The organism is Bradyrhizobium amphicarpaeae (genome assembly GCF_002266435.3).
In the GTDB taxonomy this organism is placed as follows: Bacteria; Pseudomonadota; Alphaproteobacteria; order Rhizobiales; family Xanthobacteraceae; genus Bradyrhizobium; species Bradyrhizobium amphicarpaeae.
On the sequence record NZ_CP029426.2, the window covers coordinates 3504638 to 3525495 of the forward strand.

Consider the following 20858-nt stretch of genomic DNA (forward strand, 5'->3'; position numbering starts at 1 on the left):
CCGCTTTGTGCGGCGCAGAGATTGCAAATCCCGGAGGATTCCGGGTCAATCGTCCTGCAAGCCGGACCGACGCGATACCGTCGATTGCGGGTTCCTCAAACCAACTGTAACCCATGACGCCGCCTGCAACCGCCTTGCCCGTCGAAGCGCCCCAGGCGTTTCTCGGCGTCGCGCGCTCGTTGACCGACAAGCTCTGGCGCGACCGGCTGGATGCCCGCGGGGCGGCCCAGGCGCTCGCTATCGTGCAGCGGCACCAGCTCCCCGAACTGCTGGCCCGGGTGCTGGCCGGCCGCGGCGTCGACATCGACGCGGTGCCCGACTTTCTCGATCCGACCATCCGCAAGCTCATGCCGGACCCCTTTACCGTGACGGGAATGGAGGCCGCGGCGAAGCGGATCGCGGATGCCGCGGTGAAGGGCGAAAAGGTCGCCATCTTCGGCGACTACGACGTCGACGGCGCGACCTCGGCGGCGCTGCTCACCTGGCACCTGCGCCATTGCGGGCTCGACCCGCTGATCCACATCCCCGACCGCATCTTCGAGGGCTATGGCCCTAATGTGGAAGCCGTTCGCGGGCTGGCGGCCAAGGGCGCCACGCTGCTGGTCACCGTCGATTGCGGCACCACCAGCATCGAGCCGCTCGCTGAAGCAAAACGGCTCGGCATGTCCGTGGTCGTGATCGACCATCACCAGGCCGGTACGGAGCTCCCGGAGGTCGACGCGCTGGTCAATCCGAACCGGCTCGACGATCTTTCCGGCCTCGGTCATCTCGCCGCGGTCGGTCTCGTGCTGGTGACGCTGGTTGCGGTCAATCGCGAGCTGCGCCAGCGCGGTTTCTGGAATGCGGAAATGCCCGAACCGGATCTGCTCGGCATGCTGCACCACGTCGCGCTCGGGACGGTTGCCGACGTCGCCCCCCTGATCGGTCTCAACCGCGCTTTCGTCGCCAAGGGGCTGATCGCGATGCGGCGGCGCGACCATGTCGGCCATACCGCGCTGATGGATGTGGCGCGGCTCAACGGGCCGCCGGAGGCCTGGCATCTCGGCTTCATGCTGGGGCCGCGCATCAATGCGGGCGGCCGCATCGGCCGCGCGGATCTCGGCGTGCGGTTGCTGCTTGAAGGCGACAGCGTCGAGGCCGCGCGGATCGCCGCCGAGCTCGACCGTCTCAACAGCGAGCGGCGCGTCATCGAGCAGGCGGCCGAAGCGCAAGCCGAAGCCGAGGCGTTGGCCTCGATCGGGCTGGAGGACAAGCTCAGCGTCATCGTCACGGCGTCCGAAGGCTGGCACCCCGGCGTCGTCGGCCTCGTTGCCTCCCGCCTGAAGGAAAAGTTTTCGCGACCCGCTTTCGCCATTGCGCTCGAGCCCGGCGGCATTGGCACCGGATCGGGGCGCTCGATCGCAGGCGTCGATATCGGCAAGGCCGTGCGGCAGGCGGTCACTGACGGCATTCTGCTGAAAGGCGGCGGCCACGCGATGGCCGCGGGCGTGACGTTGCGGAAGGAGAAGCTCGCCGAATTTCGCGCCTATCTCGAGAACGCGCTGGCGCGGGACGTCGCCGAGGCGCGCCACGTCAACGAGCTCTACATCGACGGCGCGGTCTCCGCGCGCGCCGTGACGACGGAGCTTGCGGCGACGCTGAACCGCGCCGGTCCGTTCGGCAGCGGCAATCCGGAAGCCGTGCTGGCGCTGCCGGCACACCAGCTCGTGTTTGCCGACGAAGTCGGGCAGGCGCATCTGCGCCTGCGCTTCAAGTCGGGCGATGGCGCCATCGTCAACGGCATCGCGTTCCGCTCGGTCGGCCAGAAGCTCGGCAACGCGCTGCTGGCCAATCGCGGCCAGCAACTGCATGTCGCCGGCTCGCTCTCGGTCGATCGCTACCAGGGCGCCGAGCGGGTGCAATTCCGCGTCATCGACGTCGCGCTACCGGACCAGGGGCCATCCGTGATTAGATAGAGCAGGATCCGACGCGACAAACGCGGAACGCGTTTGCGCGGAGATCATGCGCAAAAATAAGATCGCTCAAACAACAAAAAAGGGAGTGAACATGGCAGGGCAGGTTGAGGGCAAGGTCGCGCTGGTGACCGGCGGCGCCTCGGGTATCGGCGAGGCCATCGTCGAGCTGTTCGCCCGCGAAGGCGCGACTGTCGTCATCACCGACATCGATGAGCTGCGCGGGCCCGAGCTCGCCAAGCGCGTGACAAAAGCAGGCGGCAAGGCGATCTTCCTGGAGCAGGACGTCACCAGCGAAGAGCGCTGGAGCGAAATCGTCGGCGAAATCGCCAGGCGCTATGGCCGGCTCGATATCATGGTTTCCAATGCCGGCATCGGCATCGCCGTGCCCTCGATCACCGACATGACGCTCGCCGACTGGCGCAAGCAGAACGCCATCAATCTCGACGGCGTGTTTCTCTCGGTCAAGCATTGCCTGCCGCTGATGCGCAAGCATGGCGGCGGTTCGATCGTGATGATGTCCTCGCTCGCGGGCCTGCGCGGCGCGCCGGGCTTGTCGGCCTATTCGGCGACCAAGGGCGGCGTGCGGCTGTTCGCCAAGTCGATCGCGATGGAATGCGCGGCGGCCGGCGACGGCATCCGGGTCAATTCCGTGCATCCCGGCATCATCGACACGCCGATCTGGGGCAAGATCCCGACGGGTGCGACCGGCGCCGGCCAGAACGCGCCGATTGATCCCGAGGAGCGCGCCAAGGTCGCAACCCCGCTCGGTCGCGCCGGGCAGGCGGCCGAGATCGCTTCCGGCGTGCTGTATCTGGCCTCCGACGCCTCGCGCTATGTCACGGGCAGCGAGCTCGTCATCGACGGCGGCATGAACGCCGGCGGCGTGCCGCGGCGGGCCTGAGCCGCGCAGGGCAGGGCGGCACGCGCAGGGGCTGACGCGCAGGCGCAGCCCCTGTACAAGGCGGACAGCTTTCGACTGACAGAGGTGTCCTTCGCCATGGCGCACAGCCTTCACGCTTCCTCACCCGCGCCCGGCCCATTCCGTTCGAACCGGCCGGACCTCGCCACCGATGCGATCCGCACCGCGCGCGAGGATCTTGCCGCCTGTTTCCGTATGGCGGCGCGCAACGGTTTTGAGGAAGGCATCTGCAACCACTTCTCGGCTGTCGTGCCCGGCCATGACGATCTGTTTCTCGTCAATCCCTATGGCTATGCCTTTCGCGAGATCACGGCCTCAAGGCTCTTGATCTGCGATTTCCACGGCAACGTGCTCGACGGCGAAGGCGTACCGGAGGCAACCGCCTTCTACATCCACGCCGAGATGCACAGGTTGCTGCCGCGGGCCAAGGTCGCGTTCCACACGCACATGCCTTACGCGACGGCGCTGTCGATGACCGAAGGCGAGCCCTTGATCTGGGCCGGCCAGACTGCGCTGAAATTCTACGGCCGCACCGCTGTCGACCGCGACTACAACGGCCTCGCGCTCGACAACCGCGAGGGCGCGCGGATCGCCTCGGCCGTGGGGGATGCCGATATCGTCTTCATGAAGCATCACGGCGTGATGGTACTGGCCCCGACCATCGCGGAAGCCTGGGACGATCTCTATTATCTCGAGCGCGCCGCCGAGGTGCAGGTGCTGGCGATGTCGACGGGACGAAACGTGCTGCCGGTCGATCCCGCGATTGCGGCCGAGACCTACCGGCAGATGCGTGAGGGCGATTCCGAATCCGCCCGGCTGCATCTCGCCGCGATCCGCCGGCAGCTGGATGCGGAAGAGCCGCAGTACCGGCATTGACAACGGCCGCGTAGCCCGGATGGAGCGCAGCGTAATCCGGGGCTGCTACATGCGGAGGCAAGCGTCCCGGATTGCGCTCCACTCGGGCTACAAGCGCGAGCTATCATCCGCCCTGCCGCAGCTTGGCCAGCACCTTCAGCCCGCCATAGCCATCCGCAGGCGCGATCCCCGCGCGCTGCTGGAAATCCTTGATCGCCTTCATGGTGTCGTTGCCGACGCGGCCGTCGGTGCCGCCGGTGTCGAAGCCGGCTTTGGTCAATCGCGTCTGCATCTCCTGCACCTCGGCGAGCGTCAGCGCTCGCTCGGAGCCGGGGAAGGGCTGGATGAAGGGCGGCCCGCCGAGGCAGCGATCGCCGAGATGGCAGATCGCCAGCGCATAGTTCATGGAAGGGTTGTAGCTCTTCACCGAGTAGAAATTCGGTCCTAGCAGGAATGTCGGTCCGCCCGCGACCGGCGTCCACATTTGCGCGGATGCGTTCGGCTGCGGGAAAGGCTGGCCGTCGGCGCGGGTGACGCCGGAAGATGCCCAGGCCGCATAGGTGCGGCTGCCGCTGACATTGCCGGCCGCCCGCACTTCGTAGCCCCAATGCTCGCCGCGATGCCATTTGCCGCGATTGACGAGATATTTCGCGGTAGAGCCCAGCGCGTCGTCGGGCTTGCCGAAGGGTGAGACCTTGCCGTCGCCGTCATAGTCGATACCGACATTGAGCCAGACTTCCGGCATCCATTGCGAATGGCCCATCGCGCCGGCCCAGGATCCCTGCATCTGCTCCGGCGTGCTCCAGCCCTTGTCGACGATGCGCAGCGCGTTGATCAGCTCGGTCTCCCAATAGGCCTTGCGGCGCGGCTCGTTCCAGGCGAGCGCGGCGAGTGAGGGAAACACCGGCGTCATGTGGTTCTGTTGCACCAGGGGATCGCCATAGGCGGACTCGACGCCCCACAGCGCCAGCAGCGTGCCGCGTTCGACACCGAAATCCCGCTCGATGCGCGCCAGCAGCGCCTCGTTGTTCTTCAGCGCGATCTTGCCGTTGATGATGCGCCAGTCGGAGACGCGGCGGTTGATGTATTGCCAGACCTGTTCGTGGAATTCGGGCTGGCTGCGCATCTGCTTGAACACGCTCATGTCGGGCTCGACCCGTGCCATCGCGCGCTGCCAGGTCGCGGCCGAGATGCCCTTGGCCATAGCCCGTGCGCGAAAACTCTCGCGCCATTCGTCGAAGCCTGGAGGCGCGGCGAGTACGCCTGCGGGTGTCGCGAGGACAGTGCCTGCGCCGAGCATCGACTTCAGCAATGTGCGGCGGGTGTGATGGGCCGAGGAATCAGCTTGTTTCATGGATCCAGTCTAGCGGGAAACATGGCCGCTGTGAGCCGGTTCCGGGGACGCCGGAAGAGGCCGTGCATGCGGAACAAAGTGTCGCAGTCCCGCATTCTCTCCCCACGACAACGAGGAGGACAAGATGAGGAAATATCTGTTTGCTGCCGCCATGGTGACCGCCATCGCGGCTCCGGCGTTCGCCGATGAAGTTGGTGTTCACGTTGGCCCGGTCGGTGCCGGCGTCACCGTTGGCCAGTCGCCGGACTATCGCGTCCGCGAGCGTGACCGCACCACGGTCATCCGGGAACGCGAGCCGTCGAGCCGCACCACCGTGATCAAGAAGGAAGATGCGTACGGCAATCGCAGCAAGACCGTGATCCATCACGACAACGACTGACGGGAATTGGCCCCGGCCTGAGCGCCGGGGCCAATCATTCGTCGAGAATTCGGGGTGGAATGAAGATACGCGCGCATGCGGAAAGCCACGTCGTCGAACTCGACGACGGATCGCAATGGCAGATCTTTCCCGGCGATCTCGCGACCACGCTGAGCTGGCAGCCCGAGACTGATCTGCACCTGGAGCCAAGTGGCGACCGGGTGAGTTCGCATGTGCTGGTGAATACCACCGACAACAGCCGCGTCCGGGTGATCGCGGCGGACGGGACCTGGGTCGATGGTGAGGTTAAGAATGTGTTGAAGGACGGTTAGCCGGCTCCCGCGCTTTCCGGATATCCCTGACTTTTAGGCCTGTCGTTTTACGGTCGGTTCGTCTCCGTCTGCGCAAGATGCGGTATGCGGGAGCTTTTCGACCTCATCCGTGCCAATCCCTGGCCCTTCGGCGCCGGGCTTCTCGTCGTCGTCCTGATGATCATCGCCGAGAATTTTGGCCGCGGCATCCAGGGCGTCGATGCCGGAGGAGGCGGCGATTTCTTGGATGCAGCCGGCTGTGACGGCGGCGACGGGGGAGGCGGCGACTGATCCTCGCCTAGTCCTCCTGCAACTCCGTCGCGACGTTAGCGAGCCAGCGGCGAATGCTCGCCTCGGCCTTGGCGTCGAGCCCGCCAGCCAGACGCTTCTCCAGCGCGATCACGCGCTCCCTGCACGCCTTCAACAACGTCGCTCCCCGCTTGGTCAGTGTCCATTGCTGGATGCGGCCGTGGACGGGATGAGGCGTCATCAGGATCGCGCCGTCGCGCTCGAGGTTGCGGATGATGACCCCGACCGTCTGCGGGGTGAGGAAAGTGAGGCGGGCCACGTCGGCGCCCGACAGGCCCGGATAGGCATTCAGCATCGTCAGCACCGCAAATTGCGGCGAAGTCACGCCGAGGTCTGCGAGCGTCCGCTCCATCGTCAGGCGGACCGCGGCATGGGCCTGGCGCAGGAGATAGCCGAGATAGCCTTGCTCCCCGCGCTTGCCTTCGCCCGGGGCGGGTACCTGCACGGGACCTGGCTCGGCGGTTTTGCCCAGGGATTTCGATCTCGTGATAGTCGGTGTCTTGCGTAACATATAAGTGCTCTTATAAGATATCAGCAATCTTATAATAGACGAGGTGGACGGCAATGTCACATGCCCGCAGTGAATACGAGGAGTTCAAACGGATTGCGCCCGATGCGTATGATCTGGTGCTGGCGCTGGGCCAGCTTGCGGCCAAGGCCGGCCTCGACAAGCAGCTTCTCGAGCTCGTCAAGCTGCGCGCCTCGCAGATCAACGGCTGCGCCTTCTGCGTGCAGCACCACGTCCTGCTGTCGGAACGGATCGGCGTGCCCGTCGACAAGCTGCATCTGGTCGCGGTCTGGCGCGAGGCGCCGATCTTTTCGCCGCGCGAGCGCGCCGCGCTGGCCTGGGCCGAGGCGCTGACCCTGCTGCCCGACGGCGTCAGCGAGGACGTCTATGCCGAAGCTGCCCTGGAGTTCTCCGAGACCGAACTGATGTACCTGACCTCGGCGGTCGCCTCGATCAATGTCTGGAACCGTTTCGGCGCTGCGTTTCGCTGGACGCCGGCGCCGCGGCCGGTGGCCGCGAATGCGGCAGCATCCTGATCGGCACGAACGGAGGTTACGATGACAGCAATGAGTTTATCTGCCGTACAGCGGCCGGCGCCGTCACGTTCGACGGCGCTTGCCGTCGTCGCAGGACTTGCCTGCGCATTTGCGATCGGCAAGACACTGCCGCTGACGATGGACGCCGTCTCTGGCGCGCTGGCGCCGCTCTGCGCCACGGCGGCGGAGAGTTCGCCGCTCGACAAGGTCGAGCCGATCGGGTCCTACGCCTTGCCGAACGTGCCGGGCAAGCGCGTCACCATCGTGCGCGTGACCTATGGTCCAGGTGGATTCTCGCGGCCGCACCGTCACGCAGGATCGGTGACCGCCTACATCACCAAGGGCGAGATCCGCTCCCAGCTCGGCGGCGGTCCCGTCGAGACGTTCGGCGTCGGCCAGTCATTCTTCGAGCCGCCAGGCTCGACGCATCTGGTCTCGGCCAACGCCAGCATGACAGAGCCCGCGGAGTTGATCGCGGTGTTCGTGGCCGACGAGGGCGCGCAGCTCACGACGTTGCTTGAATAGCCGGCAGCCTTCAGGCTTGCCTCAAGCCCTTCAACCGCTTCCATGCCGGCGAGAGACCGTATTGGACTGCCGGAATTGCAAGTGCGCCGACGATCAATCCAACGATCCCTGAGATGGCCGCTTCGACCGACCATTCGATGACACCGCCAATGGAGGGAAGGGCGTGCGCTGCAGCCTCGGTTGCGGCATGGACCGTGCGGCCGACCACGGGCGGGCCGTATTTTTCGATGCCGTGCAGGATGATGCCGCCGCCAACCCAGATCATGGCGGCCGTGCCGATGGTGCTCAGCACTGCCAGGAAGGTAGGCATACCGCGGACCAGTGCGCGTCCAAGCGAGCGGACCGCGGCGCCAATGATGGAGGCGCCATCGTAGCGCGCAAGGGCCAGCCCGGCATCGTCCGCCTTCACGATCAGGGCCACCACGCCGTAGACCCCGACCGTGATGCCGAATCCGACCAGTGCCAGCACCAATGCCTGGGTCCAGACATTGCCTGCGGGGATAGCTGCCAGCGTGATCGCCATGATCTCCGCCGACAGGATGAAATCGGTCTTGATGGCGCTCGCGACCTTCTCGTCCTCGACCGACCTGGCATCCGCCGCCATCGGCTGGCGCTGGGCCTCGTGGTGCGCATGGTGCGGCATCACGGCTTCGAGCACCTTCTCGGCACCCTCGTAGCAGAGAAAGGCTCCGCCCAGCATGAGCAGCGGGGTCACCGCGGTTGGAAGGAAATATCCAAGCAGCAGAGCAACGGGAAGCAGAATCAGCAATTTGTTGCGCAGCGATCCGACCGCAATCTTGCCGACGATCGGCAGTTCACGCTTCGAGGCAAAACCGATGACGTAGTTCGGCGTGACGGCCGTGTCGTCGATGACCACGCCGGCCGCCTTTGCGCCCGCCTTGGCAGCCTGGCCCGCCACGTCGTCGAGCGAGGCCGCTGCCACCTTTGCAATTGCCGCGATATCGTCGAGAAGACCGATCAGTCCGACACTCATCAACCCGATCCCTTGTTCGTTCGAGCCGGCGGTGTCCGCGACTGCATGCACTTGCACCGCCCTTCATTTGGAAGCGAGCAAGCTCTCAATTCTCTTCGCCGCCTGACCCCTCGCGCAAGTCCGGCTTGATCGCGTCGTCGGGCAGCGCATGGGCCACCGGCTGCGCCGTGACTGCGATCTCCGGGCCGATCTCGCGGCCGCGGGCGCGGATCAGGCGTTCGTAGGCGGAGACCAGGGTGACGTAGGGGCTGACCCAGATCCAGCCGTCGCGCGTGAACACCTGCACGTCGAAATGCAGATGCATCGATGTTCCCGCGGGATGGTCGAGATAGTTCGAGATCACACCGATCTTCTCGCCTTCGGTGACGATGCGGCCATTGAGCACGCCATCGGCATTCATCGCCTGCGGATTCATGTGCATGTAGCGGAAGCGGATGTGCTCGGTGCGGCTGTTGACTTGAAGCGTCGCGGCCTGGTCCTTGGACGCACGGATCACGATGGCATCGCGCACGGCGACGACGCCGCGCTGCTTGGGATCGCAGGGCTCGCGGCCTTCTCCGGGCGGCGGGCAGTCGGCGGCGCGGATGTCCTCGCCCTGATGGCCGTAACCGCCTGCGCATTGCCAGACCTCGAAACTGCGTGACTCGCAGAAATTGTCGCGCCAGGGATAGGCGGTCGTGCTCTCCGTCTTGTCGCGCTTGGCATAGGATTGCGAGCGGACGAAGGCGGGCGCCTTTTCGAGCGGAAAGCGGATCTGTGCATAGGCCATCGCGTCCGGATGGCCGCCCTGCTTGCGATAGCCGGTGTTCGGGATGATGTCGCCGCTCGGCCGGTAACTGAAATCCGGTGAACGCCCGGCCGGACGATCGAGGACGTTGGAGGCGATATCCGTCAATGGCCGCATGCGCTGGCCGCCGGCGACGCGCAGGGCCTTCAGGAAGCGCTCAGCGACCGGAGAGGCTTCCTTGCAGGCGAGCCGCCGCGGCTTGGCGACGCTGTCGAGGCATTGGATCGACACCACATAGGCGGCGCCGAACCGAGTGAAAGCGTAACGGACATAGCCTTCCCGGATGAACCTGCGCAGGTCCGGGTAGGTTGTCGCGAGCGGTTTGACCGGCTCGCCCTTACCGCCGGCGGGATCGGCGATGTCGTAGACCAGCGCCGAGCCCGTGATCTGCACCTCGACCGGCCTCGTGAACACCCGGCTCGGCATGCCGTCGCCGGCGCCGGGCTCGAGCGAGAAGGTCGCGCTGTAGCCGGCGGGGCCGGCATCGAACATGTCGACGGGATTGAAGTCTGCCTGGTAGCGGGACAGCGCCAGCGTTGCCGTCGCGCCGCTGCGCTGCGCCTCGAGGTAAGCAGCGGCGTCGAACGGCAGCAGCACCGGCACCGGACTGCGGGTGATGCCGATGAAGAATCGCGAGGAAACCGCGTTGAGCTGCACCAAGGCGGGCATCGCGCGGGAATCGTAACGCGGCACCGAACGGCGAGGCGCGAAGATGAAATCGTCCGCGACCCGGGGACGGCCGTTGATCTCGGTGCGGAGCTGGTCGAGCGCCGCGCGCCAGTCGACGCGCAGGGCCGTGAGCGAAGGGCTGCGGAATTCATCCGCAGCGAGCGGAGTGGCAATGAGGAGCGAAAGCGACGCCAGAAACAGCGAGACGAAGCGGAAACCCTTCCCAACCACTGTCTCGCCCCCCGGCGGCACCTGCGCTCGCTCTGTTCCTCGTCAGCCCTTGATCAGTCCTTGGCGCGTTCGGAGTAGGAGCCGTCCTCGGTCATGACCACGATACGGGTACCGACCGCGATGTGTGGCGGCACCGTAGTGCGCACGCCGTTGGAAAGCACCGCAGGCTTGTAGGAGGACGAGGCGGTCTGGCCCTTGGTCACCGGCTCGGTCTCGACCACTTCCAGCGTGACGCGCTGGGGCAGCGCGAGCGAGACCACGTTGACGTCGTGGGTCGACAGCTTGACGGTCATGTCCGGTTGAAGATAGGAGGCCGCGTCGCCGACGACGTCCTTGGAGACCTGGACCTGATCGTAGGTCTCCGGGTTCATGAAGTGGTAGCCGTCGCCATCTTCATACAGGAAGGTGTAGTTGCGCTCTTCGATGGTGGCTTTTTCGACCTGGTCGGTGGTCTTGTAGCGTTCGGAGATCTTTACCCCGTCCGAGATTCGGCGCATTTCGATCTGGCTGACCGGGGTGCCCTTGCCGGGATGGATGTTCTCGGCGCTCACGACGACATAGAGCTTGCCGTCTTGCTCGATCACGTTGCCCTTGCGAATAGAACTGGCGATGACTCTCAAAGCTATATTTCCTGCTTGCTTGGCCCGGCACCGGCCAGGACGTGATCAAATTGATGGGGGACCTGGGGCCTCAAATCAGACCGCGGCACCCGTTTCGGGCCGCAACATACTGATTTTGCCGTTAGATGCCAGCATTTTGCTCAGGTTCGGGGCGGTCGGGTAATGGCTGGGGACAAGCCCATCTCACCATTCTGGTCGCCCGGGCGGCACCTCGACCGCCGGCCGTTCCTCCAGGCCAGAGGGGCCATTACCGGGTCTCTCAGGGGCTTTTTTGCCGAGCAGGGGTTCGTGGAGGTCGAAACCTCCATCCTCCAGGTCTCCCCGGGCAACGAGACCCATCTGCACGCCCCCCGGACCGAGATCATGCGGCCGGACGGCAGCCGGGCCAGCCGATATTTGCGGACTTCGCCCGAATTCGCCTGCAAGAAGCTGCTGGCGGCGGGCGAGACGCGGATTTTTGAGCTCGCGCGCGTGTTCCGGGATCGTGAGCGCGGTGACCTGCATCTGCCCGAATTCACCATGCTGGAATGGTATCGGGCAGGCGCCTCCTATGACGCCATCATGGCCGATTGCGTCGTCGTCATCGCCCGCGCCGCGCAGGCGACCGGCATCGGGACCTTCTCGTTCCGTGGCCGGACCGCCGATCCGTTCGCCGAGCCCGAACTCCTGACGGTCGCGGGCGCCTTCGAACGGTTCGCCGGCATCGACCTGCTGTCGACAATCGGGGACGGCGAGGGTAACCGTGCCGCGCTGGCCGAGGCGGCCAGCGGCAAGGTCCGTGTGGCCGGGGACGATACCTGGTCGGATCTCTTCAGCAAGGTCCTGGTCGAGCATGTCGAGCCGAATCTGGGGCAGGGGCGTTTGACCATTTTGTTCGAATACCCATCTCCGGAGGCGGCGCTGGCGCGGGTGAAGACGGGGGATCCCAGGGTCGCCGAGCGCTTCGAGGTCTACGCCTGCGGCGTCGAGCTCGCCAACGGCTTTGGGGAACTGACCGATGCCGAGGAGCAGCGCAAGCGCTTCACGGAATCGATGACGGAGAAGCAGCGCCGCTACGGCGAAGCCTATCCGCTCGACGAGGACTTTCTGGCCGCGGTCGCCGCAATGCCGGAGGCGAGCGGCGTCGCGCTCGGCCTCGACCGGCTGGTGATGCTGGCAAGCGGCGCATCGCGGATCGATCAGGTGGTTTGGACGCCACCTGCAAATGAAGCATCTTTCGAGACATGATGAAAACCAACCTTGCACGCACTCTGCGAGAGCCGGCTGAGCTCGTGGCCGAAGGGCTGGCGCCCGCAGCGGCGCTGCCGGCGCTTGAGCGCGTTGCCGCACGCTATGCCGTGGCGATCACGCCGGCGCTGGTCGAACTGATCGATCCGTCCGACCCCGACGATCCCATCGCACGCCAGTTCGTTCCGAGTGCAGCCGAATTGGAGATGCAGCCGGGCGAGAACGCCGATCCGATCGGAGATCATCCGCACTCGCCGGTCTCAGGCATCGTGCACCGCTATCCCGATCGCGTCTTGTTCAAGCTGGTGCACGTCTGCGCGGTCTATTGCCGCTTCTGTTTCCGCCGCGAGATGGTCGGACCCGGCAAGGAGAATGCGCTGTCGGACAGCGCCTATCGCGCGGCAATCGACTACATCCGTTCGCATCACGAGATCTGGGAAGTGATCCTGACCGGCGGCGATCCGCTGATGCTGTCGCCGCGGCGGATGGGCGAGATCATGGCCGAACTCGCGGCGATCGATCACGTCAAGGTCATCCGCCTTCACACAAGGGTGCCGGTGGCCGATCCCGCGCGGATCAGCGACGAGATGGTCGCGGCGCTGAAGGTCGAGGGTGCCACCACCTGGGTGGCCGTGCATGCCAACCATGCACGGGAATTGACGGGAACGGCGCGCGCCGCCTGCGCGCGGCTCGTCGATTGCGGCATTCCGCTGGTGAGCCAGTCCGTGCTCTTGCGCGGGGTCAATGACAACATCGCCGCTCTGTCGGATTTGATGCGAGGTTTCGTCGAATGCCGGATCAAGCCTTATTATCTGCATCACGGCGATCTTGCGCCGGGTACCGTGCATTTGCGAACGACGTTGGCGGAAGGGCAAGATTTAATGCGGCAGTTGCGCGGGCGGGTGTCAGGGCTCTGTCAGCCGGACTATGTCATCGACATTCCCGGCGGTGCCGGGAAGTCGCCGGTCGGACCGAACTACGTGTTGGCGGCGCAAAATACCGCACCTGACGCGCGTGATGCCGACACCGAAACGCGCTATCGTATCTTGGATTATTGCGGCGACGTTCATCTCTATCCGCCCGAGACCTGAGCGGTGAAGGCGGCGGCGCTGGTTTGAGGAATGGAGGAGAGACATGAAGAAGATCATCGTGGCAGCATCGCTCGTGGTCTTGCTCGGTGGCGCGGCGGTCGCGCAGACCGGGAGCAAGGGATCAACGTCGGGCGGCGCCACGTCGGGGCAGTCGGGCTCATTGCCGCCTGCACCCGTCGGTCATCGTCAGCCGCGCGCCGGCGACGTGCCGAATGAGAAGAATTTGAGCGATCCGAACGATCCGCTCAGCAAGGAAAATCAGGCGCTCGACAAGAAGATCAAGAGCATCTGCCGGGGCTGCTGATCGTCGACCGTTGCGGGCAGGGCACGACAGTCCGCCCCACCCGCGTTTGCCAGCTTACGCTGTCCGCTCGTGCAACCCAGCGCGCTGGGCGTTGCGGCGGATTTCGACCGCGTCAGCAAGCTGCTCGAGCGTGGTTTTGGTGGTTGCCCAGTCGATGCAGCCATCGGTGATGCTCTGGCCGTAGGTGAGCGGCTTGCCCGGCACGACGTCCTGACGGCCGGCAATGAGATTGCTCTCGATCATCACGCCCATGATGCGGTTCTCGCCGCCGGAGATCTGGCCGGCGATGTCGGCCATCACGAGCGGTTGGTTCTCCGGCTTCTTGCTCGAATTGGCATGGCTCGCGTCCACCATCACCAGCGGTGCGGCACCGGATTTGGTCAGCTCGTTGCAGGCGGCCGCGACGCTTGCCGCGTCGTAGTTCGGCTTGCTGCCGCCGCGCAGAATGACGTGGCAGTCCTCGTTGCCCGCGGTCGAGGCGATCGCCGAACGGCCGAGCTTTGTCACCGCCATGAAGTGATGCGGATGCGAAGCCGACTTCACGGCGTCCGCTGCGATCCGCACATTGCCGTCGGTGCCGTTCTTGAAGCCGACCGGACAGGACAGGCCCGAGGCCAGCTCGCGATGGATCTGGCTCTCGGTCGTGCGCGCGCCGATCGCGGCCCAGGAAACCAGGTCGGCGATGTATTGCGGCGTCGTCATGTCCAAGAACTCTGTGCCGGCGGGCAGGCCGAGATTGTTCACGGCCGAGAGCACGTTGCGCGCCAGCCGCAGGCCCTTGTTGATGTCGAAGCTGCCGTCGAGATCGGGATCGTTGATCAGGCCCTTCCAGCCGACGGTGGTGCGCGGCTTCTCGAAATAGACCCGCATCACGATTTCGAGCTGGTCGGCGAGCTCTTCGCGCAAGTTCGCCAAGCGCTCGGCATATTCCAGCGCGGCCTTGGGGTCATGCACCGAGCAGGGGCCGACCACGACCAGCAGACGGTCGTCCTGGCCGGCGAGAATGGCGTGGATGGCGTTGCGCGCCGCCATCACCACGCGCGTCGCGGTGAGCGTGCGCGGGACTTCCCGCATCACCTCTTCCGGCGTGCTCAGCTCTTTCAGTTCGCGGATACGAAGATCGTCGGTCGTGCTCAGCACGGCGGGCTCCTGTTTGTTTCGAACCTGCCGGCCAATAAAAAAGCCGCCAGGTCTGGCGGCTTGTTCGGACGTTTGCTGCAATTTTCAGATTGAGCGCGATCCTCCTGCCGCCAGCGAGCTGTCGTAGCTAAAGTACCAAAAATAGCTGGTGGCGACGGTGATCATGGAGGGGCATATAGCGCGCCATCGGCGGATTGTCACCCCCCAATCGCCGCGGCAGGTAACGAGGCGCCTCAGGTGTTGCTGTTGCGCGCCGCCAGCGCCAAGCCGATCAGGCTGGCGCCGCCGAACAGCAGGTTGATACCGACGAGGACGCCGATCGCCCATTCCGCCGAGCTCGGCAGTCCGGTGATCACCATAAACGAGATCGCGATGTCGACGAGGCCCGAGATCAGAAGCCACGACCAGCGGCTGCTCAGCTCGCGGCGGTGCTCCAGCGCGTACATGATGGTGGCGACGCCCTCGGCCAGGAAGTAGGCGCCGACGACGATGGTCAGCGTCAGCACGGCCTGCATCGGCCGGGCCAGCAGCAGCAGGCCGGCAAGCACGGCGAGCGCAGCCGAAATCAGCGACCACCAGAAGCCCGGGGTGCTGCGCGCCCAATAGGTCACGATCAATCCGCCGATACCGCTGATCAGGAACATCCAGCCGAGGAAAATCGCGATCGCGAGGCTTGCGAGCGGCGGCAGGATCAGCGCCGCGACGCCGAGAATGGCGAGCAGAATGCCCTCGAACAGGAAGGCCTTCCAGTGGGCCTTGACCGTCTGGTTCATCATGGATTGCAGCCGTGAAAAATCTTCGGGCGACGTCATCGGCAGGCTCCAGATCGAAAGGTCAGCGCTCAATCTAGTATGCGCGCGGCGCGCTTGCCATCCCGCGGCTCATCCGCCGCCGGGGGCCGAGGAAAAACCTTCTGCGCTGGTGCGGATGCGGTTGCGGCCGAGAACATAGATCGCCGTTGTGACAATCAGAAGCGCCAGGCCGAGCAGGATCGAGACGAAACCGATCGGGATCAGGGCCAGCGTCAGATTGCGCTCGGGGTTGATGAGCCAGTGATGGATCGAGGTCAGCACGAAGGCGAGGCCGAGGAAACCGACGCCGCCACCGGCCAGCAGCAGCGCCCACATCCGCCGGAGCTGGCTGAGCCGCTCCCGTGCGACATCGGTCCGGGGGGCATGGTGGCGGGCGACGCGCCGGACCAGACGGATCGCGAAGGCGATCGAGCTGAAGCCGATCAGGAGGCTGGCGGCACCCAGCCACATCCGGAGCGTCGGATCGAGGTCGGGCATTCTTTGCAGGGTCAGCAGCGGAAAGTCGAAGGCCGAATGCAGCGCGAGCGGGCCGGCGAGCATCAGCAGGCGGCTGGAGAGGCGGGCCCAGTCGCGATGGTGGCGGTTCGCGCCGAGCGCCGTGCCGGCGCGCGCGATCGTCAGGTAAGCGCCCGCGATGATGCCGAGCGCGCCGTGGAACGGCACGGTCAGGACGCTGCGCAAGGCGGCCAGCGAGCGCCACATCTCGGCGTGCTGAACCAGATAAGCCAGGTTCTCGTAAGCGGCGAAGCCGAGGCCGACCGCGGCGCCGTAGACCACGGTATCCATCGGATTGGCAAAGGTCCGCCGCTTGGTCGAGGCGATCAGCACGATGGCGATCACCTTGACGGCTTCCTCAGGCAGCGCGACGCCGAAGATCGAATGCATCGCCAGCGCCGCCCAGGGGTCGTCGGGCGCCGCGACCATCTTGGCGAAGGGGGCGCGGGCGAGGCCAAGCAGCGAGATGCTGGCCGCCCCTAACAGAAACGCGGTCCAGACCTGGGCCGGCGGGCCAGGGCGCTCCTCGGCGGCGATGACAAGCCACAGCATCAGCAGCGCCGGGGCGATGGCGGCTGTTCCGATAACGGTGGGCAACGCTTCAATCAGGTACATCGGCGCCGAAAATAGGTTCCCTTGATCCGCTTATCTACATTCACCGATGCGACCATCTGTCATGCGCGCTGTCGGCTCGCTTAATGGACGCGATAGCTTGCGTTCACCTGCAGTCACCCGCGGGTGCAAAATACACGCGAAATCAATTGCATGACAGCACCCGTTCGTCATCCCTGACAACGACTGCCCGACCAAGGTCGGGACGCGATTGGCAAGCTGGATCAATGAAGTGCGCAAGTTTCTTCGATTCACCGCGCAGCGGCGCGCGAGATAGGCCAGCTAGCTGCGCTTCGTTGGTCCCCGACGGGGCGGTGAGGTGATCCGGCGGGTCCGCGTCTGCTCCAGCTCCCAGAAGGCGCGTACGAGGCACGTGCCGAGGCAGAAGACGATGAGCAACAGCAGGAAGGCCTGGTCCACGGCGGGGATGTGTATCATGGCGATGATAAAGCAACGCCCATGCCATGCGTTCCCGGAACGGCCGGCGTTTTTCGGCTTCAGTGCGTGGTGAACGGCGGCGGCGCCCCGGGAGCGACGTCGAAGGCGCCGAGATGGAATTCCTCACCGAGGGATGCGTCGGCCTCGCCCGGTTGCGTCAGCAGCGTGAACGCGGCCTGCGGGTAGAGCCTCCAGATCTCCAGATCGCCGGCGGTGATGGTGAGCCAGCCGAACGTGTACATGTAACGTCCGGGCTCCGTGACCCGGCCGACCCTGTCCCAAGTGATCTTGCCAACTGTGATTTTGTCCACTGTGATCTTGTCGACTGCCATTCGGTCCCCCGATCGCAAGTCTGCAAATGACGCCGGCCCTTGGGGCACGGGCGTTCAAAAACTGATCCCGCAATGGGGCCGCGATAGGGCGACGATGCGGAGGCAAGACGGCTCCAGCTGAGGTCGGGCAGGCCGGCTTCAGGCCGACTGCTGCAGCGGCGAGCGCACGATGAGCCGGACCAGGTCGTCCCGCGGCAGTTTTTCGGCGAATTTGACCGCAAAGCCGTTGTCGAATTTGCGGATGACCCGCCCGACGCAGGCGCCGACGGCAAGCGGGGTTCCCACCGGTGGGTCGTACTCGCAGGAGATCGCCACCCCCGCCGTAGAGACGTCGATGATGAAGCAGGCATAGGTGTGGCCATCGGCGAGCGTCAGGACAGTGTGCGAGACCTGCGGAACGAAACGTGCGTCGCGCCGCAGTTCCTTGACGCTGTCGTCCTTCTGCTTCTTTTCGAGCCAGGTGAGCTTTTCCGACATCCAGGCGCGCCGCGCCCGCGTCATGTCGAGCTCCATCAGGAAACCCGACTTCAGCGTCGCGCTGATCGTGCACTGGAATTCGCCGAAATCCTGGAAATAGGAGGTGAGGCGCTCCCCGACCTTACCGACGACGGGCACGTCCACGATCATGCGGAAGGGCGAAACGCGCTTGGTGCGGCAGGCGAAGCTGCGCAACTTGCCCTCGCAATCGTACCAGCGCGGCAGCGAGTAGCTGCCGCTCACCGTGACATCCACTGCTCGTTGCCTGAGGAACTCTGCGACGGACATGCGGGCCAATCGTGTTTCGGATCATTTCCGTAATTCCACGGTAGCGGTCAAATTCTAAGTAAATGATACCAGCGCTCAGGAGCAGGGGTAAATTTCCGGTAAATGCACGCCTCGGTCGCGTAGCCGAAAGCGCGGCAAAAGGAGCCGTTAGGCTGCAGGCCGTCTCACAACCTCGTCATTGAGGGCTCGGTGAAGCAACGAGGCGCCGCGGCACAGCTAGAGAAATCCGAACAGCACTAGTAAAGCCAGCGCGCCCACGGCCATGACGAACTGGATCGTCATCCATGTCAGGCCGTTCGGGCTGATCTCCAATCCCAGCGGCGGGAATGCACGCCGCATCGCCAGCGCCGTGGAGGCCTCGGCGGTGGCGAGCAGGAGGGCGATGCCGGCAGTGAAAGACCATGACTCGGCCGGAGGCATCCATGATGCGAGCCAGGTGGGAACGGAGCCTTTCAAGGCGGCGAGCAACGCGAACCAGCCGAACCAGAATGCGGAGCGCTTGATGATGGCGGGGCCGATCGTTTCGGGCTCGAGGCGGATACCGATCGTCGCCAGCGCGCTTTCGATGCGCTCGGCGTCGGTCAGGACGACGAACCCGCCGAGATAGAGCGGAATGCGCGACTGGAAGAGCAAAGCGAGGATGCCGAACACGATGGCGTAGCCGATGACATCGCCGAGAATATCCTTGGCGCTCCGGTCCGGCAGGCCAGGCGCGACCGGAGCAGATTCTGGCTGCGGCTGCGGAAGCGATCTGGCGCGCGCCAGATGCTCCAGCATTCTGGCACGCCGGTCCGGCGAATATGGCGCCGCGCGGCGCATCCATGCCGGTGGCGTGGTCGTCATCGCGGGGGCGGCGGAGTGGCCCTCCGGGGTCGATTTGCGCTGTTCCATGAGCCGAACCAGATCCATCCGTGACGCCATCGCTGCGCGCGAGGCGGTTTCTTCCGGACGTTGGTCGGAGGCAAGGGCCGGGGAGGTTCATGCGGAGTGACGGATATCGCCGTTCGTCGCCCAGGGCCGGGGGCGAGTTGGCGGCGGATTTCAGATTTCACCTTCCTGCCGAAGGTGCTCCGCGACCGGCGGCAATGCCTGGTCGACGATCTTCTTGTTGATCTCGTCCCACAGTTGCGCTTGAGTGCCGGGAGGTCTGGGGGGACCCCATTGATGTCTATTTTTTTGGCTGCGGCGTCTCGCGCCGCGGTATTGGATTTTGCAGTCAATTTCAGTTCGGGCAGGCTCAATGAAACCTGCATCTCGCCATGGACATGACCGTGATGTCCGGCGGCCTGTCGCCGCGGAAGGCAGGCGTTCTCGATCACGCGGACCGTATCGCCACGGATCGCGTGGCATGGCGCGCGAAGAACGGCTTTTTCCACGACGAGGATGAACGCTATCTCCGGTTTCTGATCCCGCCGGGAAGTCGCGTCCTCGACATCGGCTGCGGCATCGGCGATACGCTCGCGAGTCTCGCGCCGTCACACGGCGTCGGGGTCGATTTCTGTCGCAAGCAAATCGCGATCGCGCGGCAGCGCCACGCCGACCTCACTTTCGTCGAAGGCGATGTCGAGAACCCCGCGACGCTCGACGCGGTGCAAGGTCCGTTCGACTATATCCTCGTCCTCGATACGATCGGTTCGATGGAGGATTGTCAGAAGTTCATCGCCCAGCTGCATCCGTTCTGCACGCGGGATACGCGGCTGGTGATCGGGTACTTCTCGCATCTGTGGTACCCCCTGCTGAAGCTCGCCGAGTTCGTCGGGCTGCGGATGCCGCATCCGGACCAGAACGTGCTGTCTCCGTCCGACCTGCGCAGCCTTGCCGGGCTTGCGGATTTCGATCCGGTGAAGTCGGAGCAGCGCGTGCTCTCGCCGGTGCGGATGTTCGGGCTCGGGCGCTTTCTCAATCGTTTCGTCAGCGTGCTGCCGGGAATCCGCCAGTTGGCGCTTCGGCATTATCTGGTCGCACGGTCCAGCCGCAAGGCGAGGGAAGAGTTCGCCTCGGCCACCGTCGTCGTCCCGGCGCGCAACGAGCGCGGCAATATCGAGCCCGCGGTCCTGCGAATTCCCGACTTCTGCAGCGACATCGAGATCATCTTCATCGAAGGCCACAGCCAGGACGGCACCTTCGAGGAGATGGAGCGGGTCAGGCAGGCGTATCCGTCCAAGGACATCAAGGTGATGCGCCAGCCCGGCAAGGGCAAGGCCGACGCCGTCTTCACCGCGTTCGATGCGGCGCGCGGCGACGTGCTGATCATTCTCGACGCCGACCTGACCATGCCGCCGGAGCAGATTCCGAAATTCGTCGAGGCGCTGCTGGCGGGCAAGGGCGAGTTCGTCAATGGATCTCGCCTGGTCTATCCGATGGACGACGGCGCGATGCGCTTCCTCAATCTGATCGCCAACAAGGTCTTTTCCTATCTGTTCTCCTGGCTGCTCAATCAGCGCTATACCGACACGCTGTGCGGCACCAAGGTCCTGCGCCGCAGCGACTATCGGCGCCTGAAGGCCGGCAAGGCCTATTTCGGTGATTTCGATCCGTTCGGCGACTTCGACCTGATCTTCGGCGCATCGAAGCTCAACCTGAAGTCCGTGGATCTCCCGATCCGCTATGCCGCACGCACCTATGGCGAGACCCAGATCTCCAGGTTTCGCCATGGCTGGATGCTGCTGAAGATGGTGGCTTTCGCCTTCCTCAAGATCAAGGCGATCTGA

General features: G+C 65.0%; 24 protein-coding genes. 13 read left to right on the forward strand and 11 right to left on the reverse strand.

What is annotated here, in order from left to right:
- The first annotated feature begins 113 nt into the window (after positions 1-113).
- The 3 genes from recJ to CIT40_RS16170 all read left to right on the forward strand — a co-directional run bounded on the left by recJ (position 114) and on the right by CIT40_RS16170 (position 3750).
- On the forward strand, positions 114-1955 hold the full coding sequence (gene recJ / locus CIT40_RS16160) for a single-stranded-DNA-specific exonuclease RecJ (protein WP_094896940.1): 1842 nt from the start codon (positions 114-116) through the stop codon (positions 1953-1955).
- A 91-nt stretch (positions 1956-2046) separates the two neighbouring features.
- The gene (locus CIT40_RS16165; protein ID WP_162307514.1) at positions 2047-2856 is read left to right on the forward strand and encodes an SDR family NAD(P)-dependent oxidoreductase; all 810 of its coding nucleotides are present in this window, start codon (positions 2047-2049) and stop codon (positions 2854-2856) included.
- 96 nt (positions 2857-2952) lie between these two features.
- Complete coding sequence (locus tag CIT40_RS16170) at positions 2953-3750, forward strand: aldolase (protein ID WP_094896942.1); 798 nt, start codon at positions 2953-2955, stop codon at positions 3748-3750.
- 103 nt (positions 3751-3853) lie between these two features.
- Here the strand turns inward: CIT40_RS16170 and CIT40_RS16175 are convergent, their stop codons facing one another.
- Positions 3854-5083 carry a lytic murein transglycosylase gene (locus CIT40_RS16175; protein ID WP_094896943.1) on the reverse strand — a complete coding sequence of 410 codons (1230 nt, stop codon included), beginning with the start codon at positions 5081-5083 and terminating at the stop codon, positions 3854-3856.
- A gap of 124 nt (positions 5084-5207) precedes the next feature.
- Here CIT40_RS16175 and CIT40_RS16180 point away from each other — a divergent pair, with 124 nt between their 5' ends.
- From CIT40_RS16180 to CIT40_RS16190, 3 genes are all read left to right on the forward strand, one after another.
- A complete protein-coding gene (locus CIT40_RS16180) occupies positions 5208-5462 on the forward strand; it encodes a hypothetical protein (RefSeq protein WP_094896944.1) in 255 nt (84 codons plus the stop codon).
- A 59-nt stretch (positions 5463-5521) separates the two neighbouring features.
- A complete protein-coding gene (locus tag CIT40_RS16185; protein WP_094896945.1) occupies positions 5522-5773 on the forward strand; it encodes a hypothetical protein in 252 nt (83 codons plus the stop codon).
- 84 nt (positions 5774-5857) lie between these two features.
- Positions 5858-6043 carry a hypothetical protein gene (locus CIT40_RS16190; RefSeq protein WP_094896946.1) on the forward strand — a complete coding sequence of 62 codons (186 nt, stop codon included), beginning with the start codon at positions 5858-5860 and terminating at the stop codon, positions 6041-6043.
- Positions 6044-6050: 7 nt separating this feature from the next.
- Here CIT40_RS16190 and CIT40_RS16195 read toward each other — a convergent pair whose 3' ends face one another.
- Positions 6051-6572: a MarR family winged helix-turn-helix transcriptional regulator gene (locus tag CIT40_RS16195; RefSeq protein ID WP_094896947.1), complete on the reverse strand. Its 522-nt coding sequence runs from the start codon at positions 6570-6572 to the stop codon at positions 6051-6053.
- A gap of 53 nt (positions 6573-6625) precedes the next feature.
- On the opposite strand from CIT40_RS16195, the gene CIT40_RS16200 reads away from it, so the two are divergent.
- Together CIT40_RS16200 and CIT40_RS16205 are read left to right on the forward strand one after the other, a co-directional pair.
- Complete coding sequence (locus CIT40_RS16200; protein WP_094896948.1) at positions 6626-7105, forward strand: carboxymuconolactone decarboxylase family protein; 480 nt, start codon at positions 6626-6628, stop codon at positions 7103-7105.
- Between the two features lie 21 nt (positions 7106-7126).
- The gene (locus tag CIT40_RS16205) at positions 7127-7630 is read left to right on the forward strand and encodes a cupin domain-containing protein (protein ID WP_094896949.1); all 504 of its coding nucleotides are present in this window, start codon (positions 7127-7129) and stop codon (positions 7628-7630) included.
- Between the two features lie 10 nt (positions 7631-7640).
- Here the strand turns inward: CIT40_RS16205 and CIT40_RS16210 are convergent, their stop codons facing one another.
- The 3 genes from CIT40_RS16210 to efp all read right to left on the reverse strand — a co-directional run bounded on the left by CIT40_RS16210 (position 7641) and on the right by efp (position 10931).
- The gene (locus CIT40_RS16210; protein WP_094897093.1) at positions 7641-8624 is read right to left on the reverse strand and encodes a DUF808 domain-containing protein; all 984 of its coding nucleotides are present in this window, start codon (positions 8622-8624) and stop codon (positions 7641-7643) included.
- A gap of 85 nt (positions 8625-8709) precedes the next feature.
- Positions 8710-10332: a peptidoglycan DD-metalloendopeptidase family protein gene (locus CIT40_RS16215; RefSeq protein ID WP_094896950.1), complete on the reverse strand. Its 1623-nt coding sequence runs from the start codon at positions 10330-10332 to the stop codon at positions 8710-8712.
- 32 nt (positions 10333-10364) lie between these two features.
- Positions 10365-10931 carry an elongation factor P gene (efp, locus tag CIT40_RS16220; protein WP_028161298.1) on the reverse strand — a complete coding sequence of 189 codons (567 nt, stop codon included), beginning with the start codon at positions 10929-10931 and terminating at the stop codon, positions 10365-10367.
- Between the two features lie 162 nt (positions 10932-11093).
- On the opposite strand from efp, the gene epmA reads away from it, so the two are divergent.
- From epmA to CIT40_RS16235, 3 genes are read left to right on the forward strand one after another with little or no spacing between them, the layout of a single operon-like run.
- Positions 11094-12158, forward strand: coding sequence for an EF-P lysine aminoacylase EpmA (epmA, locus tag CIT40_RS16225; RefSeq protein ID WP_094896951.1), 1065 nt, complete (start codon positions 11094-11096; stop codon positions 12156-12158).
- Positions 12155-13249 (forward strand): lysine-2,3-aminomutase-like protein, encoded by a 1095-nt coding sequence (locus CIT40_RS16230; protein WP_094896952.1) that lies wholly within the window; start codon positions 12155-12157, stop codon positions 13247-13249. The genes epmA and CIT40_RS16230 overlap by 4 nt, the downstream gene beginning before the upstream one ends.
- A gap of 43 nt (positions 13250-13292) precedes the next feature.
- Positions 13293-13553 carry a hypothetical protein gene (locus CIT40_RS16235; RefSeq protein WP_094896953.1) on the forward strand — a complete coding sequence of 87 codons (261 nt, stop codon included), beginning with the start codon at positions 13293-13295 and terminating at the stop codon, positions 13551-13553.
- Positions 13554-13607: 54 nt separating this feature from the next.
- Here the strand turns inward: CIT40_RS16235 and CIT40_RS16240 are convergent, their stop codons facing one another.
- The 6 genes from CIT40_RS16240 to CIT40_RS16265 form a co-directional block, all read right to left on the reverse strand.
- Positions 13608-14693 carry a 3-deoxy-7-phosphoheptulonate synthase gene (locus CIT40_RS16240; RefSeq protein ID WP_094896954.1) on the reverse strand — a complete coding sequence of 362 codons (1086 nt, stop codon included), beginning with the start codon at positions 14691-14693 and terminating at the stop codon, positions 13608-13610.
- Positions 14694-14926: 233 nt separating this feature from the next.
- Complete coding sequence (locus CIT40_RS16245) at positions 14927-15505, reverse strand: HdeD family acid-resistance protein (protein WP_094896955.1); 579 nt, start codon at positions 15503-15505, stop codon at positions 14927-14929.
- Positions 15506-15574: 69 nt separating this feature from the next.
- Positions 15575-16615, reverse strand: a complete 1041-nt coding sequence (locus tag CIT40_RS16250; RefSeq protein ID WP_094896956.1) for a PrsW family glutamic-type intramembrane protease — start codon at positions 16613-16615, stop codon at positions 15575-15577.
- A 494-nt stretch (positions 16616-17109) separates the two neighbouring features.
- A complete protein-coding gene (locus CIT40_RS16255; RefSeq protein WP_162307863.1) occupies positions 17110-17367 on the reverse strand; it encodes a hypothetical protein in 258 nt (85 codons plus the stop codon).
- Positions 17368-17520: 153 nt separating this feature from the next.
- Complete coding sequence (locus CIT40_RS16260) at positions 17521-18147, reverse strand: PilZ domain-containing protein (RefSeq protein WP_094896957.1); 627 nt, start codon at positions 18145-18147, stop codon at positions 17521-17523.
- 216 nt (positions 18148-18363) lie between these two features.
- Positions 18364-19038, reverse strand: coding sequence for a hypothetical protein (locus CIT40_RS16265; protein WP_162307515.1), 675 nt, complete (start codon positions 19036-19038; stop codon positions 18364-18366).
- A gap of 96 nt (positions 19039-19134) precedes the next feature.
- On the opposite strand from CIT40_RS16265, the gene CIT40_RS16270 reads away from it, so the two are divergent.
- A complete protein-coding gene (locus CIT40_RS16270; protein WP_148667203.1) occupies positions 19135-19416 on the forward strand; it encodes a hypothetical protein in 282 nt (93 codons plus the stop codon).
- A complete protein-coding gene (locus CIT40_RS16275) occupies positions 19413-20858 on the forward strand; it encodes a glycosyltransferase (protein WP_167443395.1) in 1446 nt (481 codons plus the stop codon). The genes CIT40_RS16270 and CIT40_RS16275 overlap by 4 nt, the downstream gene beginning before the upstream one ends.

Coding starts and splice junctions, on each gene's coding strand:
- CIT40_RS16245 (WP_094896955.1), bottom strand. CDS start 15,505: ATGACGTCGCCCGAAGATTTTTCACGGCTGCAATCCATGATGAACCAG.
- CIT40_RS16165 (WP_162307514.1), top strand. CDS start 2,047: ATGGCAGGGCAGGTTGAGGGCAAGGTCGCGCTGGTGACCGGCGGCGCC.
- CIT40_RS16195 (WP_094896947.1), bottom strand. CDS start 6,572: ATGTTACGCAAGACACCGACTATCACGAGATCGAAATCCCTGGGCAAA.
- CIT40_RS16175 (WP_094896943.1), bottom strand. CDS start 5,083: ATGAAACAAGCTGATTCCTCGGCCCATCACACCCGCCGCACATTGCTG.
- CIT40_RS16185 (WP_094896945.1), top strand. CDS start 5,522: ATGAAGATACGCGCGCATGCGGAAAGCCACGTCGTCGAACTCGACGAC.
- CIT40_RS16235 (WP_094896953.1), top strand. CDS start 13,293: ATGAAGAAGATCATCGTGGCAGCATCGCTCGTGGTCTTGCTCGGTGGC.
- CIT40_RS16260 (WP_094896957.1), bottom strand. CDS start 18,147: ATGTCCGTCGCAGAGTTCCTCAGGCAACGAGCAGTGGATGTCACGGTG.
- CIT40_RS16265 (WP_162307515.1), bottom strand. CDS start 19,038: ATGGAACAGCGCAAATCGACCCCGGAGGGCCACTCCGCCGCCCCCGCG.
- CIT40_RS16205 (WP_094896949.1), top strand. CDS start 7,127: ATGACAGCAATGAGTTTATCTGCCGTACAGCGGCCGGCGCCGTCACGT.
- recJ (WP_094896940.1), top strand. CDS start 114: ATGACGCCGCCTGCAACCGCCTTGCCCGTCGAAGCGCCCCAGGCGTTT.
- CIT40_RS16180 (WP_094896944.1), top strand. CDS start 5,208: ATGAGGAAATATCTGTTTGCTGCCGCCATGGTGACCGCCATCGCGGCT.
- CIT40_RS16210 (WP_094897093.1), bottom strand. CDS start 8,624: ATGAGTGTCGGACTGATCGGTCTTCTCGACGATATCGCGGCAATTGCA.
- CIT40_RS16275 (WP_167443395.1), top strand. CDS start 19,413: ATGACCGTGATGTCCGGCGGCCTGTCGCCGCGGAAGGCAGGCGTTCTC.
- CIT40_RS16230 (WP_094896952.1), top strand. CDS start 12,155: ATGATGAAAACCAACCTTGCACGCACTCTGCGAGAGCCGGCTGAGCTC.
- CIT40_RS16190 (WP_094896946.1), top strand. CDS start 5,858: ATGCGGGAGCTTTTCGACCTCATCCGTGCCAATCCCTGGCCCTTCGGC.
- CIT40_RS16250 (WP_094896956.1), bottom strand. CDS start 16,615: ATGTACCTGATTGAAGCGTTGCCCACCGTTATCGGAACAGCCGCCATC.
- CIT40_RS16200 (WP_094896948.1), top strand. CDS start 6,626: ATGTCACATGCCCGCAGTGAATACGAGGAGTTCAAACGGATTGCGCCC.
- CIT40_RS16170 (WP_094896942.1), top strand. CDS start 2,953: ATGGCGCACAGCCTTCACGCTTCCTCACCCGCGCCCGGCCCATTCCGT.
- epmA (WP_094896951.1), top strand. CDS start 11,094: ATGGCTGGGGACAAGCCCATCTCACCATTCTGGTCGCCCGGGCGGCAC.